The sequence below is a fragment of the Candidatus Arthromitus sp. SFB-mouse-Japan genome, from assembly GCF_000270205.1.
Taxonomy (GTDB): Bacteria; Bacillota; Clostridia; order Clostridiales; family Clostridiaceae; genus Dwaynesavagella.
Window position 1 is genome coordinate 164158 of record NC_015913.1, and the last position, 15332, is coordinate 179489.

At 26.4% G+C, this 15332-nt stretch carries 17 protein-coding genes; 12 read left to right on the forward strand and 5 right to left on the reverse strand.

Annotated features, from left to right (window positions below; genetic code table 11):
• Positions 1 to 58: 58 nt before the first annotated feature.
• From SFBM_RS00840 to SFBM_RS00855, 4 genes are all read left to right on the forward strand, one after another.
• On the forward strand, positions 59 to 1258 hold the full coding sequence (locus tag SFBM_RS00840) for an aspartate kinase (protein ID WP_005807447.1): 1200 nt from the start codon (positions 59 to 61) through the stop codon (positions 1256 to 1258).
• A 14-nt stretch (positions 1259 to 1272) separates the two neighbouring features.
• Positions 1273 to 2553, forward strand: coding sequence for a diaminopimelate decarboxylase (lysA, locus tag SFBM_RS00845; protein WP_005807445.1), 1281 nt, complete (start codon positions 1273 to 1275; stop codon positions 2551 to 2553).
• 67 nt (positions 2554 to 2620) lie between these two features.
• Positions 2621 to 3760 (forward strand): hypothetical protein, encoded by a 1140-nt coding sequence (locus SFBM_RS00850; protein ID WP_005807444.1) that lies wholly within the window; start codon positions 2621 to 2623, stop codon positions 3758 to 3760.
• 21 nt (positions 3761 to 3781) lie between these two features.
• Positions 3782 to 5062, forward strand: coding sequence for a M18 family aminopeptidase (locus SFBM_RS00855; protein ID WP_005807442.1), 1281 nt, complete (start codon positions 3782 to 3784; stop codon positions 5060 to 5062).
• A 12-nt stretch (positions 5063 to 5074) separates the two neighbouring features.
• Here the strand turns inward: SFBM_RS00855 and ispF are convergent, their stop codons facing one another.
• The 3 genes from ispF to SFBM_RS00870 are packed head-to-tail and all read right to left on the reverse strand — an operon-like array spanning position 5075 to position 7289.
• Positions 5075 to 5560, reverse strand: a complete 486-nt coding sequence (ispF, locus tag SFBM_RS00860; protein WP_014017814.1) for a 2-C-methyl-D-erythritol 2,4-cyclodiphosphate synthase — start codon at positions 5558 to 5560, stop codon at positions 5075 to 5077.
• A gap of 13 nt (positions 5561 to 5573) precedes the next feature.
• Positions 5574 to 6305 carry a pseudouridine synthase gene (locus tag SFBM_RS00865; RefSeq protein WP_005807438.1) on the reverse strand — a complete coding sequence of 244 codons (732 nt, stop codon included), beginning with the start codon at positions 6303 to 6305 and terminating at the stop codon, positions 5574 to 5576.
• 48 nt (positions 6306 to 6353) lie between these two features.
• Complete coding sequence (locus SFBM_RS00870) at positions 6354 to 7289, reverse strand: hypothetical protein (RefSeq protein WP_005807437.1); 936 nt, start codon at positions 7287 to 7289, stop codon at positions 6354 to 6356.
• Between the two features lie 253 nt (positions 7290 to 7542).
• Between SFBM_RS00870 and SFBM_RS00875 the strand changes: the two genes are divergently transcribed.
• Together SFBM_RS00875 and SFBM_RS00880 are read left to right on the forward strand one after the other, a co-directional pair.
• Positions 7543 to 8295 (forward strand): DUF3298 and DUF4163 domain-containing protein, encoded by a 753-nt coding sequence (locus tag SFBM_RS00875; RefSeq protein WP_005807435.1) that lies wholly within the window; start codon positions 7543 to 7545, stop codon positions 8293 to 8295.
• A gap of 125 nt (positions 8296 to 8420) precedes the next feature.
• Positions 8421 to 8708 carry an ArsC/Spx/MgsR family protein gene (locus SFBM_RS00880; RefSeq protein ID WP_081467327.1) on the forward strand — a complete coding sequence of 96 codons (288 nt, stop codon included), beginning with the start codon at positions 8421 to 8423 and terminating at the stop codon, positions 8706 to 8708.
• 19 nt (positions 8709 to 8727) lie between these two features.
• Here the strand turns inward: SFBM_RS00880 and SFBM_RS00885 are convergent, their stop codons facing one another.
• The gene (locus SFBM_RS00885; RefSeq protein WP_005807431.1) at positions 8728 to 9357 is read right to left on the reverse strand and encodes a hypothetical protein; all 630 of its coding nucleotides are present in this window, start codon (positions 9355 to 9357) and stop codon (positions 8728 to 8730) included.
• Between the two features lie 99 nt (positions 9358 to 9456).
• On the reverse strand, positions 9457 to 9816 hold the full coding sequence (locus SFBM_RS00890; RefSeq protein ID WP_005807428.1) for a DUF1540 domain-containing protein: 360 nt from the start codon (positions 9814 to 9816) through the stop codon (positions 9457 to 9459).
• A 148-nt stretch (positions 9817 to 9964) separates the two neighbouring features.
• Between SFBM_RS00890 and SFBM_RS00895 the strand changes: the two genes are divergently transcribed.
• From SFBM_RS00895 to SFBM_RS00915, 6 genes are all read left to right on the forward strand, one after another.
• Entirely contained in the window at positions 9965 to 10813 is an 849-nt protein-coding gene (locus SFBM_RS00895; protein ID WP_005807426.1) for a YitT family protein, read from the forward strand.
• Between the two features lie 308 nt (positions 10814 to 11121).
• On the forward strand, positions 11122 to 11997 hold the full coding sequence (locus SFBM_RS00900; RefSeq protein ID WP_005807423.1) for a DUF11 domain-containing protein: 876 nt from the start codon (positions 11122 to 11124) through the stop codon (positions 11995 to 11997).
• A gap of 181 nt (positions 11998 to 12178) precedes the next feature.
• Positions 12179 to 12343, forward strand: a complete 165-nt coding sequence (locus SFBM_RS08025) for a hypothetical protein (protein ID WP_005807422.1) — start codon at positions 12179 to 12181, stop codon at positions 12341 to 12343.
• A 43-nt stretch (positions 12344 to 12386) separates the two neighbouring features.
• Complete coding sequence (locus tag SFBM_RS00905; protein ID WP_005807420.1) at positions 12387 to 13283, forward strand: hypothetical protein; 897 nt, start codon at positions 12387 to 12389, stop codon at positions 13281 to 13283.
• 21 nt (positions 13284 to 13304) lie between these two features.
• The gene (locus SFBM_RS00910; protein WP_005807417.1) at positions 13305 to 14219 is read left to right on the forward strand and encodes a hypothetical protein; all 915 of its coding nucleotides are present in this window, start codon (positions 13305 to 13307) and stop codon (positions 14217 to 14219) included.
• A 74-nt stretch (positions 14220 to 14293) separates the two neighbouring features.
• A complete protein-coding gene (locus SFBM_RS00915) occupies positions 14294 to 15301 on the forward strand; it encodes a hypothetical protein (protein WP_007441791.1) in 1008 nt (335 codons plus the stop codon).
• Positions 15302 to 15332: the final 31 nt, after the last annotated feature.

Genomic DNA, 15332 nt, shown 5'->3' on the forward strand with positions numbered 1-15332 from the left:
AACATATAACATTAAATTAAAAATATTTCAGAAGATGTTATTTTAAGGAGTGTATTGTGTGTCTATAGTTGTACAAAAGTATGGAGGAAGTTCCGTAAGTACGATTGATAAAATTAAAAATATAGCAGAGAGTATAATAAGACGTGTAGAACAGGGAAATAAGGTTGTTGCTGTTGTTTCTGCTATGGGAGATACTACAGATAATTTACTTTCTATGGCAAAAGAGGTTTGTGATAATCCGAATAAAAGAGAGCTGGATTCATTACTTTCAACTGGTGAGGTAGTTTCTAGTTCTCTTTTAAGTATGGCTATAAATTCTTTTGGATATGATGCTATAAGTTTGAATTCATTTCAAATACAATTGAAGACCTTAGGGGTTCATGGTAAGTCATTAATTGAAGATATTAATCATGAAAAGATACTTGAATATTTAAATCAAGGTAAGATAGTTATTATAGCAGGGTTTCAAGGTATAAATGACAAAGGAGATGTAACAACTCTTGGACGTGGTGGATCAGATACTACTGCTGTGGCACTTGCTGTGAAATTAAAATGTGATTGTGAAATTTATACAGATGTTGATGGAATATATAGTGTTGATCCGAGGAATTATAAAGATGCAAAGAAAATTCCAGAGATAGATTATGAAGAGATTTTAGAATTGTCTAGCCTTGGAGCTCAGGTAATGCATTCAAGAAGTATTGAACTTGCACAAAAGTATAAAATTAAGATTTATGTAGGAAAAAGTTTGGGAGATATGAATGGAACTTATATAATGGAGGTTAAAAATATAGATATGGAAAGTAAGCCTATAATAGGAATTGCAACAAGTGATGAAGATATTGCATTGAGTATAAAGAATATGAAAAATGATATTAATTTGATTTCATCTATTTTTAATGATGTTGGCAAGAAAAATATAAATGTTGATATGATAAGCCAAACAACTCCAATCAATTCTAGTATAAATTTATCATTTACAATTCCTCTTGAGGATTTATTTGAATGTAAGGAAGTTTTAAGTAAGTATGTATTAGAAGATGATATAACTATAGATGAGAGTATTTGTAAATTTTCTGTTGTTGGTATTGGCATGAGATCAACATCTGGTGTTGCGGCAAAGTTGTTTAAAATATTTAGTGAAAACGACATAGAAATAAAAATGATAACGACGTCAGAAATCAGAATAACATGTGCAATAAACAAGAAGGATAAACTTAAAGCAATCGATTTTGTGGCGAAAGAGTTTAATTTATGAGGTTGGTGTAATAAGTGAAGTTACATGGTTCTTTAAATATAGTAGAAAATGATTTATGTATTGGAGACATAAGAATTTCTGATATAGCAAATGAGTTTGGAACTCCTTGTTATATAATGGATGAAAATTTGATTCGAGAGAATATAAGTAGATTTAAAAAATCTATGGGAGAAAATAATGTAGTTGTTTATGCAGGAAAAACTTTTTTAAACACTCATATGGTTAACATATTGAAAGATGAGAAAATAGGTTTAGATGTTGTATCTGAGGGTGAACTTTACATAGCATTTAAGTGTGGTTTTGATATGAAAAGTGTTATTTTTCATGGTAATAATAAGAGTGATAATGAAATTAGGATGGGAATTGATTTTGGAGTTGGAAGATTTGTTTGTGATTCGGTACAGGAGCTTATAAGAATTTGTACTATCTCGAGGGAGCTAAATAAAAAAAGTAAGGTATTTTTGAGGATAAATCCGGGGATAGATGCACACACACATGAGTATATAAAGACAGCTTGTATAGATTCAAAATTTGGTATATATAAGGATAAATATATGATATCAGACTTATTAAACGAGTATAAAGATAATGAAAATTTAGAGATAGTTGGGTTTCATTGTCATATAGGATCTCAGATATTTTCAAAGGATGCATATATAAATGAAGTGGATGAAATATTTGGTTTAATGAACGAAGTTAAGGAATATGGATTTGAATTAAAAGAGGTAAATTTAGGTGGAGGATTTGGTATTTATTATACAAAAGATGATTCACCTATGGATATCGAAGATAATATAAAAATTATTTTAGATAGGGTTCATTATAATTCTAATAAGTTTAGCTTAAGTTTACCAAAGGTTTATATAGAACCAGGTAGAAGCATAGTTGGAAACGCTGGAACGACAATATATAAAGTTGGAGTTATAAAGGAGATTGAAAAAATAAGAAATTATGTATCGGTAGATGGAGGAATGGCAGATAATATAAGGACAGCTCTATATAATGCGGATTATGAGTGCATTATTGCAAATAAGGCTTCAGAGAGTAGAAATTATAGAGCGAGAATAAGTGGTAAATGCTGTGAATCCGGAGATATTTTAATAAAGGATACTCTTATACAAACTCCTGATAGCGGAGATATTTTAGCTATTTTTTCAACTGGTGCGTATTGTCATTCCATGAGTAGTAATTATAATAAGATAACCAGAGCACCTATTATATTTTTTCATAATAATAAAGTTGTGCTCAAAACTAGAAGAGAAAGTTTAGATGATTTAACTAGATTGGATGTTTAAATGAATAATTTTGCTATATATCCAAATAATAAAATAAGGTTGTAAAATTATCTTTTAAGGAGAAAAAATGATTAAACTTATTATATTTGATGAGGCAAATGAGATATTAAACATAGAGAAATTTTTAAAAGATGATGTAGATATTGTTGGATATTTAAAAGGTGATAAGAATTACTTTGATGATTATATAAATGGTATAAAGGTTTACGATTTAAACGATTTACATGATATTTTATCTAAAATTGGTTTTGACTATATTTTGGTAAATAGTAGGAGATATAATATTATTTATGATAAAATAAGGGAATTTAATATTAATCCAGAGTGTATACTTGATGTATCGTTCTTTTTTTATGATTCTATAATTAGTGAGATTAGAGATAAACTTTCTTATTGTAAAGAGGAAAAAAGTTTAAATTTTGATATCATGTTTATGGGAAGAAATTATATAAAAGATGAATTTATTTGTGAATATTTTAATGATTACATAAATATATCCAGCATTTTTTCGGATGCACATTATGATTATCATTTATTATATTATTTGATAAAGAGTAACAAGATAAGTAAGTATACTAGGATAGGAATTTTTACAAATTACTCTATGATTTATGAAAATATAGATCTAAAGGATGATAAGTATGGTTTTATGAAGATGTTTGAAGATATATTTTCTGTACATAAAGATGTAAGTGTGAGAAATACTTTTTCATCTTTTTGTTGTAAGAATTTTAAAAGTAATGTAAGCAAGATATTTAAGAGATTTAATTTAGATGATGTTGTATTTGGTGATAATTTTAATATATCTTGCCATGAAGATGGAAAGATTCAATATGAAACTCAAATAGAAACCATTAATTATAAAGAAGCCAATATTATAGCATTTAAGATGAATAAAAATATAATAAATCAAACTCTTAAGATGTTAAAAGATAATGGGATAGATGTATTTTTTATAGTGCCACCTGTACATAAATTATATAGAACATATGTAAACAAAACTCTTCAGAAAGAATTTTATATGATTTTAAATAAAAACTTGAATGATAAATTATATGTATTTGATTATTTTGATTTAGAATTTGATGATAATTATTTTTCTTCACCATCTAATTTAAATTATAATGGATGTAGAGAATTTTTAAGAATACTCAGTAAGGATATAAACAATAAGTTTTTGGATGTTATAGCTTGTAATGATTTATAGTTGTTTTGAGAGGAAAAGATTATGAAAAATAAAATTATAGAGAGGTCAATTGATTTATGTAAATTTTTAGATAAGGGTGTTAGTGTTTATCATGCTACTGAAAATATATGTGATAAATTATTAGATAGGGGATTTAAGGAACTTTTATATAAGGATAGTTGGTGTTTTGAGGGTAAGGGATTTGTGAAGTTTAACAATTCATCTGTATTTGCTTTTTCATTAAATAAAGAAAGAATAAAAGATGGAATTAAGTTTATATTATCTCATTTAGATTCGCCTTCCCTTAAGATAAAGACCGGGAGCGATATTTTAAATAGAGATGGTATTTTATATCTAAATGTCGAAGTTTACGGAGGTGCTATATTAAATACTTGGCTTGATAGGGGTTTATCTATTGCAGGTAGGGTTTTTATAAAGAGTGAGAATTATAAATTTAGTGAGGTTTTAATAGATTTTGAGGATGATATAGCATTTATACCTAATTGTCCGATTCATTTAAATAGGGAGATTAATTCGGGATTTTCTTTGAATAGGCAAACTCATATACTTCCTATAGTTCTTACTAATTCTTTGTGTAGCGATGCATCTTTAAAAGGAATGATATCATCATATTTAGGTGTATCTAAAGATGATGTGCTAGATTTTGATTTATATTTATACGATACTCAAAAGGCTAGTATAATTGGTTTTAATAAGGAATTTATACAAAGTAAAAGAATAGATGATTTAGCGATGAGTGAATCAAGTTTATATGCGTTTATGAATTCGTGTGATCATGCAAATAAATTTATTTGTATGTTTGATGGTGAAGAGATAGGAAGTTCTATGAGTGAAGGTGCTTATTCTAATACATTATTAAATATATTAGATAGATTATATGAATTAATGAATATTACAACTGAGGATAAGCTTATATCGCTTAATAATAGTTTTATAATTTCTGCAGACATGGCCCATGCGTATAATTCAAGTTATTCTGAGAAGTTTGATGAAAATAATAGGTGTGTTATAAATAAAGGAATAGCTATAAAGAGTAATTCAAATAGGAGTTATGTGACAACAGGAGAGAGTTCATCTTATATAAAATCCTTATGTAATAAGATAAGAATACCGTATCAGGTATATTATAATAGATCAGATATACAAGGGGGATCAACTCTAGGTCCAATAATTACTAAGTATTTATCTATAAAAGGTGTTGATTTAGGTAATCCGATGTTTGCTATGCACTCTTGTAGAGAAACTTCAGGGGTTATTGATCACCATTATATTAGTGAATTATTTATGGAATATTTTAAATGAAAAGGGTCAAAATTATTGACCCTTTTTTATTTTGTGTAAAAGGCATACAGCTTGGCAAGCGATCCCTTTCTCTTTTCCTGTAAAACCTAATTTTTCTTCTGTAGTTGCTTTGATTGTTATTTGTGAAATATCTATCCTAAGAACATTACAGAGTGTTTCCCTCATTATATTTATATAAGGATTAATTTTAGGCTTTTGGCAAATTATTATACTATCTATATTTGAAATTTCATATTTTTCATTTTCCATAAGTTCGCGAGTTTTTTCGAGCAATTTTAAAGAACTTATATCTTTAAAGTTATCGCTTGTATCTGGGAAGTATGTTCCTATGTCGTAAAGTCCACATGCTCCTAGTATTGAGTCTATTATAGCGTGTATTAAACAATCTCCATCAGAATGGGCTACAAGACCTTTTTCATGGGGTATTTTAACCCCTCCTAAAATAAGATCACGATTATAATCTAATTTATGTACATCATATCCAATTCCTATTCTCAAAATTTAATTCTCCTTAAATTCCTATTAATTGAAATAGTTCATTGAGTTCATCATAAGTTAAGTGCCTATACTTTCCAACTTTTAAATTACCTAACTTTATATTTAAAATACGAGTTCTTTTTAAATATGAAACTTTATAATCAAGTGTTTCACACATACGTCTAATTTGTCTATTAAGACCTTGAGTTAGTATTATCTTAAAGGAAAAATTATCTATTTTCCATATTTTGCATGGTTTGGTAATTTGATTTAATATTTTTACCCCGGATTTCATCTTTGAGATGAAGTCAGGAGTTATTTCCTTATTTACACGAACTAAATATTCTTTTTCATGGTTATTTTCTGATCTTAATATTTTATTTACAATATCTCCATTATTTGTAAGTAGTATTAACCCATGAGAATTTTTATCTAGTCTACCTATTGGGAAAATTCTTTTAGGGTAATTTATAAAATCTATTATGTTTGATTTGTCTTTTTTACAAGTTGTTGAGGTTATACCGAGTGGTTTGTTTAAAGCTAAGTATATGAAATCAACTTGATTTTTAATTTCTTTGAGTGATGAGTTCTCTTTTATGTATATTTTGTCAGAGTAGTTAACGAGTGATCCAAGCGTTGCTATAGAATCATTTATAAAAACTTTATTTTTTCTAATAAGATCATCAGCTACTCTTCTCGAACAATATCCGTACTTAGATAAAAATTTATTAATTCTTAGCTTTTCTTGATTCGAAATTTTATTCACATTTAAACTCCTTAAAAAATATTAAGTTCATTTTATCATAGAAGATTATTAAGTACTATTTATTTTTACCAAATTTCCGGAGTTATTTATAATGATATTTAAAGGTATATCTTTTAGAGCTTCCCTTAGTTTATTAAAAGATTTTTTATTTAGGGGTGGACCTATTATGTAAATTTTTACATCTTGACCTGGTTTCAATATGTTATTTTCCATGCCATAATTTATAAATGATGGTATGGAGTGATCTATTTTTTTCATTATTTGTTTATTTTGTTTGATCATTGTGCGAGCTGATTTTGTTTTAGGTCTATAAGATAAAATATAGCCATTGTGATTCATCTTCATATGCATTGTTAAGTTCATTTCCATAATGATATAGTTGTTTGGTATATTAAATATCATAAAATATGTAACTATAATTGAAAATACTGTTAAATAAATTTTAGATTTTAAGTTAAGTGAAAAGCGTTTTTTGTTTTTGCAGAGGAATAATTCCCCTTTTTTGTATTTGATGTTTTTCTTTATAAAAATATTTAAATGTTCATTTAAAATAATAGAGTATCTTGAATTTTTTTCAACAATAACACTTAAACATTCTATGTTTTCATTTATCATTGAAAGTTTAGAATTATTAAATAAATAAAACGATAAGTGAGAACAACTCTTTTCGGTAAAAAGAATTGTATAGATCTTTATAAGTTCTATATTTCTTTTATATATTTTAATATTATTTTTGTTAGTTATATTTTCACTTATTATTTTAAATAATATGGAATTATTTATTTTAGATATTTTATTATTTTTTAAGTATATAGATATATTTTTAGAAATTATTAAGCATTTACATTTTTCAAATGATGATATATTATTTAAATTATTAAAATTTATATTTTTGATGTATATACTTTGACTCAAGAATGTATAAAGATCTTTTAAAATTTTATATTTTAGATTATATTTATTTAAATTAATAAGATCATTCATAAAAGTATCCTCTATTGTAAGTTTAATTAGCAGATATTTGAAAATTTTAGTATAATTTCATTATTAAGATTTATTTTTCTATGTAAAAGTGTTTTTTATACTATTTAATAATGATGAAAAAGATAAATAAATATTAAAGATTTTGTTTATTATAATTAATAGTAGTCAAAAATAGATATACATTTTTAAATATAGGAGTTATATAAATTGTTATTTTAAGTTTTAGAAGGTTTTTTAAAAGGAGGAGAGATAATTGATAAACAAGAGCTTTAAAATAAATATGGTCATTATTATAGGAAGTATATTGTTATTTTTGGTATTAAGTTATTCAGAGTATATGGTTAGGGCTATAAAGCCTAATAATGGTAATATTAGTGTAAAGTCTTTAGAAATTAAAGAAAGCTCCGACGGAATGAGTTTTGATTTAAAGTACCCAGAAGTTGAGTATGGAGATAATATTGTAAAAGATAAAATAAACGGATCCCTAAGGGCTCAGGTCTTGGAGTTTAAACAGTATATAGAGGACATATATAAAGAGTTTATTTCATCGACTCCTAAAGAGTTGGTGGATAATTCTATTTCCTCTGAATTTAGAGGAATGTCTGATTTTGAATATGAAATTATAGATAATATTTTATCTATTAGACTTAATTTAATACAATTTACTGGTGGAGCTCACCCTATGACATATAGAAGGGACTTTAATTTTGATTTAAAAACTGGGAATGTTTTAAAATTTGGAGATCTTTTTAATGAAGAAGGAAAGAAAGTATACAAAGATAAAGTTGATTCTATAATTAGGAATGTTATTGAGGAGAATCCTGATAATTATTTTGTAAATGAGTTTAAAGGTATTGGAGATAATGTTCAATATTATTTAACTAAAGATAATATTGTGATATTTTATCAATTATATGAATTAGCACCGTACTCTGCAGGTATACCTGAGTTTAAAATACCTTATAGTGTATTTGGTGGGAATATAAATGTAGACCCTTTAAAGTAGAAGATTTTCTCTTATTTTTTAGTTTATAATTGAGTGTTAGAGGTGGAAAAATGAAAGGATTATTTTTAGATTATTCCAAGTGAACAAGTGTAAGAAAGGCCAAGGATTGGCTTGTTAAAAATAATATAGATGTTGAATTTAGATCTCTTATTTCAAATACACCAACTAAAGATGAAATTTTATCCTGGGTGTTAAAATATAAGGCAGATATAAATAAGTTCTTTAATGTTAATGGTAAGATATTTAAGGAAAATAATTTGAAAGAGAAGATAAATGAATTATCTTTAGAAGAATGTGCTGATATGTTATCAAAAGAGGGTATGCTCATTAAAAGGCCTATATATATGGGTGAAGATTTTATATTATTTGGTTTTAAAGAGAAGGAATGGGAGTCGTATATATTAAAAAAATAAAGCTATGTTCTACATAGCTTTATTTTTGTTTTTTAGGAGTAATGTCTGAGAATTCAGATATTTTAAAACATTCTCCTGTATTTTCTATTGATAGATTTTGTTTTAATAGTTGACTATATCCGTCTGTATGTAGTGATTTATATGTGATTTCATAAGTATAAAGAGTTTTGGAGATCTTTTTAGGTTTAGATATTGTAAAGGATTGTATTATATTTTGATTTTGTTCAATAAACCATGCTGGATTGTCTTTGAATAAATTTTTAAGCTGGTTTTTTACATTGTCATTTGAAATTACAAATAATAGAGTACCATTTTTTTCTTTTATTCCATTAGCCCAAAGAGTTGCAGCTTCATCTCTATTTAATATTTTTACAAAATTTGAAGATTGTTCCCATAGTGTGTTCCTAAAGCTTAAATTTTCAATTATTTTTAAGTATATTTTTTTTATGTTCTCAAGTGTGACAAGAGGATCATCTGATAACTCACCATTTTCAATATTATGCTTTTGATCGCTGATTAATTGAGATTCATCAACAACTGAAACTTCACAAGAATTTTTGATTTTCTTTTTGTTAGCTAAAGCGTATACTGGGTTTATACTACATAGAGTGTATGCTCCAATTATAAACGATAGAATAAGTCTCTTCATTTAATATGTACTCCTTTATAATTATCTTTTAGTTTAGTTTTTCTATAAAATTGAGAATTATTCTAAAAAATAAAAACAACACACTGGATGTATGTTGTTTTATTTGCAAAAAGTATTACAGTAGGTAAAATTTGAATTCATAGCATCACTACCTATGATATTTACATTTTGTGAGGAACACATACCTGATTCATTGAATTTGCATGCTTTTGCATCGCATTCAATTTCTGGATACATAACTATACCTGAATTTGTGAAGAACTGTTTGATTTCTCCATTTATATTTAAGTTTGATAAAGAGTTTAATGTGTTTTCTAAATTTCTTTCTTGAAATGTTGAACAGTGAGTATCGGGGGTAATTGATGCATTCAAGCCACTTACGTGAATTTTATTTGCAGTACACATATTATTTGTATAGTGAACACAATTATTTGCAGAGCAACTTAGGGAACCATTCATTATCTATCACCTCTAACAAAAATATATTTTTTAGTATTATTAACTTATTTTCAAATAATATTCTAAGTTTTATTAACAAAATTAATAATAATCAAACAATTAAATGTGTTAAAATAAACAATGATAAATTAGAAGGTAGGAGAATCTGATGAGGATCAAGATTATTTTTTTTGAATTATGTACCATATGTTTTGCTTGTCTTTTGATAGCTGTAGGATTAAATTTATTTTTAGCTGATGCTAAACTTGTAAGTGGAGGATTGACTGGTATAGCACTGCTTATAGAATATACAACTGGTATCAACTCGGGTATATTATATTTGATTTTAAATCTTCCTCTATTTGTTTTAAGTTATTTTAAAGTTTCATTGAAGTTTACGATATATTCTATAATTGGAACTGTTTTATTATCTGTATTTTTATATTTGACGAGCCCTCTTAAATCTGTACTTAATATACATGATGTATTTTTAAGCGGGGTAATCGGAGGAGTTATATCGGCTATTGGATATTCTCTTATGTTCAAAGTAAGAGCGACGACTGGAGGGATAGATATATTGGCCGTTATAATAAGGAAGAAAAATCCAGCTAAAAATATTGGAGACGTAACATTTACAGTTAATTTAATTATTGTAATAGTTTCCATATTATTATTAAAGGATATAACAAGAGCATTATATTCTTTAATATCAATGTTTGTTACATCTACGGTTGTAAATAAAATGATATTTGGATTTAATAAGAAATATCTAGTTCTTATAATAACTAAGTCACCTGATCAAATATCTGAATATATTTTGAATGTTATAAAAAGGGGTGTAACATCTATAGAGGCTGAAGGATGTTATACAAAAGATAAACAAAATATACTTTATACGGTTCTTGATATTAACCAGTATGTAAGTTTAAGAAGAAGAATACAAAATTTTGATCCTAATGCATTTTTATCTGCGATTGAAACAAAGAGTGTCACGGGTAATGGATTTAATGAGATATAAAACTAAGTTTGTAACGATTTAAAACTATTTTCATATATTGGAATTAAAAAATATTTTATAAGTTATGATTATTTTTTAAGAAAAGTATGAGGATGCAGGTATTAACAATAAAACTAGTAAAGATATGATCAATATAGAGAAGATGCTTCTAAATACGGAAGTATCTTCTTTTTTTGATCATGAGTACGGGTAGTACAGATAATGGTGATATGTTTTATATAATAGATGGAGTTAGTAAAATGATAGAAGTTAGTTGAAAGATTAGAAATTTAAAACAAATTAATTAGTAATTTAAAGGAGATTTTAAATTGGAAAATAATGATATTAATTATAAACTAGATGAAGTGGATGATATTAGTAAAACGCATCTTTATGATGAGATAAATCTTTATAGAGCTACGGTATATACAAACTTTATATTAAATTTTATATTATACAAGCCACCATATAATTTACCAAATGAGCTTGTATTAGATAATACTGGATTTTATTACGTTTATGATGCGGATAAAACTTTAGTTAATGGTGAATCTATTAATTTATCAATTGGTGTTAAAGGTACATTTATGGTACTTAGAGCCTTAAATGGGAATAAAACGCTCCAAATAAATTTATCAGATACTTTAACTGAAATTAATAATTATAGTTTAGATTATAAATGTTTAGATACACCATATGGATTTAAGTTATCAGATGTTATAAATAACTTGGGAACAGATTTAAATGATATAAAAATAAATTTTAAGGATGGAGATGGTCAGGGAGATGCAAATCTTTCATTGATTCAAACGGGATTTTCTGTAAAGGATGATGGTGAGAAAACAGTAACATTTAATTTCACTATAGAAAATAATGGAAGTGAAGTTGCGAGAAAAGTATTATTTAAGGATATTTTACCTAATAGTGTTAGTTTAAATCTTGCAGGAATTTATATAAATTCAGTTTATCCAAATAGTAGGGATGTAAAATTAAATTCTAAGAGTTTATTTGTTAGGGTTCCTGATATATCTGTTGGTGAGTCTGTTACTTTAACAATTGTTTGTAGATTAAACGATGAATCTTGTAATGAATTTAATGTTGGGGTTATAAGTTATGTTTCAAAGGTGGTTCCTGATGGAACGGGAGCACAAGCATCCAACATAACAATTAAGCAGATTGTTAGTAATTCTAAGGAGATACAATAGCTAAGAAACTATTTATAATTAGTAACACTTAATAGTTTATGCTCATATACTTAAAATAAAAAACTTAATAGTTTTATTTTTAATATATGGGGACGAATTTATAATTGATTTTAATAAAATGAGAAATGTAAGGTGCCTCTTATTTTGGGCACCTTTTTAAATTAGATTGGAGAGTGAAATTATGAATAACAATATTCCAAAAAAAGGAAATAGAGAGATTTTTAATAGTGAGGTTCCGTTTTCGATATATGAAATTGAGAAAATTATTTCAGGAGATAATTTGAATTCTAATTTTAGAGAGGAAAATGGAGGTCATTATAAAGTAGAAGAAATTTTAGACAAATAAGATAACGAATTATTTTAGAAATTTATTTTAAGAGGTTATTAAAATGGAACAAGATAAATTAAAAGATATAAATGATCTTAAGGCTATTATGGATTTTAGAGTGGATGAAAACATTACTCAAATTAAGTTTAATATTAAGTTGGTTCATCCTCCATATAATTTTTCTGGCATAAGTAATCAATTAATCTTAGATAATTTAGGAAAATTATATAGTTTAAATTCTAAGGGAACAAATACTTTGGATGGTGAATCGTATTCTTTCCCACTTAATATAGAGGGTTTATTTGTAGATATTAATACGGTTAATGATGATAGAATTTTAGAACTAGATTTAGAATTATCTAAAAATGAGGTTTCTAATTCAAATAAATGTATGGATACTCCTTATGGATTTAAATTATCTCAGATTGCTAATAATGTAGGAGATAATAGTACACTTAATATTACAAACGGTGTAAATGGGGATGCAGCATTAGATAATAATATGATGAAGTCTGGGGCTAATTTGATTATCAATCAAAGGGCATTTTCTATAAGAAGAGGTGGTAGTAAGTACTTCTTATTTAATTTTAATATTAAAAATGTAGGAGAATTTAGTGCTCAGAGGGTATTATTTAAGGATATTATACCTAATGGATTAGTTTTGTGTAATAGGGGAATGTTTATTAAAAATAGTGGATCTCCAATGATGAGAATATCGAGTGATAATTATACGATAAATGGAAGAGAGTTATTTTTAACGCTTCAAAATATTGATAAAAACAATAGCATTTCTTTAATTTTAGTGTGTTTAGAAAGTTCATCTTGTCATATGAGTGATTTTAATGTTGGGTGTTTAAGTTATGTTTCTTATTATGGTGTTAATGATGCTACAACACCGACTAGCTCTAGAACCTTAGTTATAAATGATCTTAGTAATATAAAAAAACTTTTTAATTAGTCAAAGGGGCAGCAGATTAATATGAATGATTTTATAGAAACTGGATCAAAGATAACCCCAAGGGTTTTATCAAGTAATGAAAACGTAGATTCTAATACTAAAAATAATAGAAAATATACAATTTATTTGATTAACAAAGCTCTTAATGAAAATCCAAAAGGCATAATTAATCGACTTATTTTAGATAATTGGGGAGATTATTATTATGATTATAGGGTGACGGATTTAAATTCATTAATTGCACCACTTGAGTTTAATTCTTATGGATTTTCCTTTATCTTATCTTCTTTGAATGAAGATAGATATGTGAAAATTAATTTATATAAAAACCCTCAAGAGGGGATGCGTAACTTGCTTTCTCCAAGAGATACAAATAAAAGATCTTTATGTACTGACACTCCTTATGGATTTAAATTATCTCAAATTATGGATAATCTTTTAGATATTGATCAGATATCCTTAGATGGTAAACCGGATGGGGAAAATTTTGATGGTATTATGTATCCAGAGCTTACAATAACCCAAAATATTAATATAGATCGCGATAATTCATGTAATTACGCCATTTTCAAATTTAATATATTAAATCCAAATGTTTCAGGAAAAACGGTTTTAGTTGCGAGGAGGATTTTATTTAAGGATATACTTCCATTAGGAACTTTATTTAAAGAAGTGCTTTTAAATGGAAGGAAGTGTGATAAAGAATTTGTTAATTTAGATGGAAGAAGATTGTTTGTAAAATTACCTATCATAAAAGAAGGGGAATCTGTTGAGCTTAGTGTTGTGTGTTTAATAGATGAATTTAGTGGAGAGGCTTTAAACACAGGAGCTTTAGTTTATGTTTTTAATAATTTATTTAATGCGGAAGAAAATTCGCTTACAACTAAGGTTTACACACTTTTAAGCAATTCATTAAGTTTGGGAGATATGATTTAAAGGAGTAACTTTTTGATTCTTATTTTCATATAGTTAAAATAAAATATTTTATTATTTTTATGAGGATGAGATTTATGGATCATAATAAAATTGATGATGTGAAAGAGACTTCACAAACGTGTGATACATCTTTTGAAGTGGGAGGAGATCCTTTTACTTTTTGTAAGATTCAGGGCATTATTGAAGAAAGTGAAAACTTTGATCATAGTAATTCAGATGAATACGCTATATGTTTTGATGTAAATTGTAATTGCAATGAGAATTTAATGGACTCAAATTACAGTAATTCCAATGAAAAATGTTCTAATATATCAAAATATTTTTTAGAAGTTATTTTGAAAAGCTCAGGAGATAATTCTTATAGTATTGCTAACAATTTAATATTAGATAGTTGTGGAAAGTATACTTGTGATATTAATCAATTTGTATTAGATGGGAATCAATTTTTCCCAAATATATATAAGGTAGGAATACTTGAAAATATATATGCAAGAAATAGTGATAGATGTTTGGAATTTAGTTTGTGTGATGTGAGAGATGGTTGTGAAGAGTGTAGTGAAGATGAGAAAGCAGACACATCTTATGGATTTAAATTATCTCAAATCATATCAAATTTGGGAGATTTATCACAAATAACTAAAGATTTAACCGTTAATGAGTTTGGGAATATTGAATTTACGCAAAAAGCTGTTATATTTAGTAAATATAATAGGAAGCATATAATTTTTAGTTTTAAGCTTAAAAATGTGGGAAGTAATACTGCTAGTAAGATATTATTTAAGGATGTATTACCAGGTGGCGTATGTATTTACGATAATGCAATTTTTATAAATGGCAAATATGTAAATAAAGATAACCTAAGTATGGATGGGAGAAGAATCATTATAAAATTTGATGATATTGGTGCAGATGAGGAGATTGATTTAATAATGGTTGGATCAATGCAAGATGGGTATGAGTCCATTAATTGTGGAGTCTTAACGTATGTTAGTGGATTTAAAGAAACTTATGGTGTTAAAGTAATGAGTGTTGTTCAGGTTTTAAGTAATATTAAAGCTTTAAAATTAAAAGGATGTAATTAATTACATCCTTTTTGTATTTACATAAAAATAT

Excerpts from the sequence above, each read along its gene's own strand:
- SFBM_RS00850 (WP_005807444.1), top strand. The coding sequence starts at position 2,621 with ATGATTAAACTTATTATATTTGATGAGGCAAATGAGATATTAAACATA.
- SFBM_RS00855 (WP_005807442.1), top strand. The coding sequence starts at position 3,782 with ATGAAAAATAAAATTATAGAGAGGTCAATTGATTTATGTAAATTTTTA.
- SFBM_RS00870 (WP_005807437.1), bottom strand. The coding sequence starts at position 7,289 with ATGAATGATCTTATTAATTTAAATAAATATAATCTAAAATATAAAATT.
- SFBM_RS00885 (WP_005807431.1), bottom strand. The coding sequence starts at position 9,357 with ATGAAGAGACTTATTCTATCGTTTATAATTGGAGCATACACTCTATGT.
- SFBM_RS00890 (WP_005807428.1), bottom strand. The coding sequence starts at position 9,816 with ATGAATGGTTCCCTAAGTTGCTCTGCAAATAATTGTGTTCACTATACA.
- SFBM_RS00895 (WP_005807426.1), top strand. The coding sequence starts at position 9,965 with ATGAGGATCAAGATTATTTTTTTTGAATTATGTACCATATGTTTTGCT.
- SFBM_RS08025 (WP_005807422.1), top strand. The coding sequence starts at position 12,179 with ATGAATAACAATATTCCAAAAAAAGGAAATAGAGAGATTTTTAATAGT.
- SFBM_RS00905 (WP_005807420.1), top strand. The coding sequence starts at position 12,387 with ATGGAACAAGATAAATTAAAAGATATAAATGATCTTAAGGCTATTATG.
- SFBM_RS00910 (WP_005807417.1), top strand. The coding sequence starts at position 13,305 with ATGAATGATTTTATAGAAACTGGATCAAAGATAACCCCAAGGGTTTTA.
- SFBM_RS00915 (WP_007441791.1), top strand. The coding sequence starts at position 14,294 with ATGGATCATAATAAAATTGATGATGTGAAAGAGACTTCACAAACGTGT.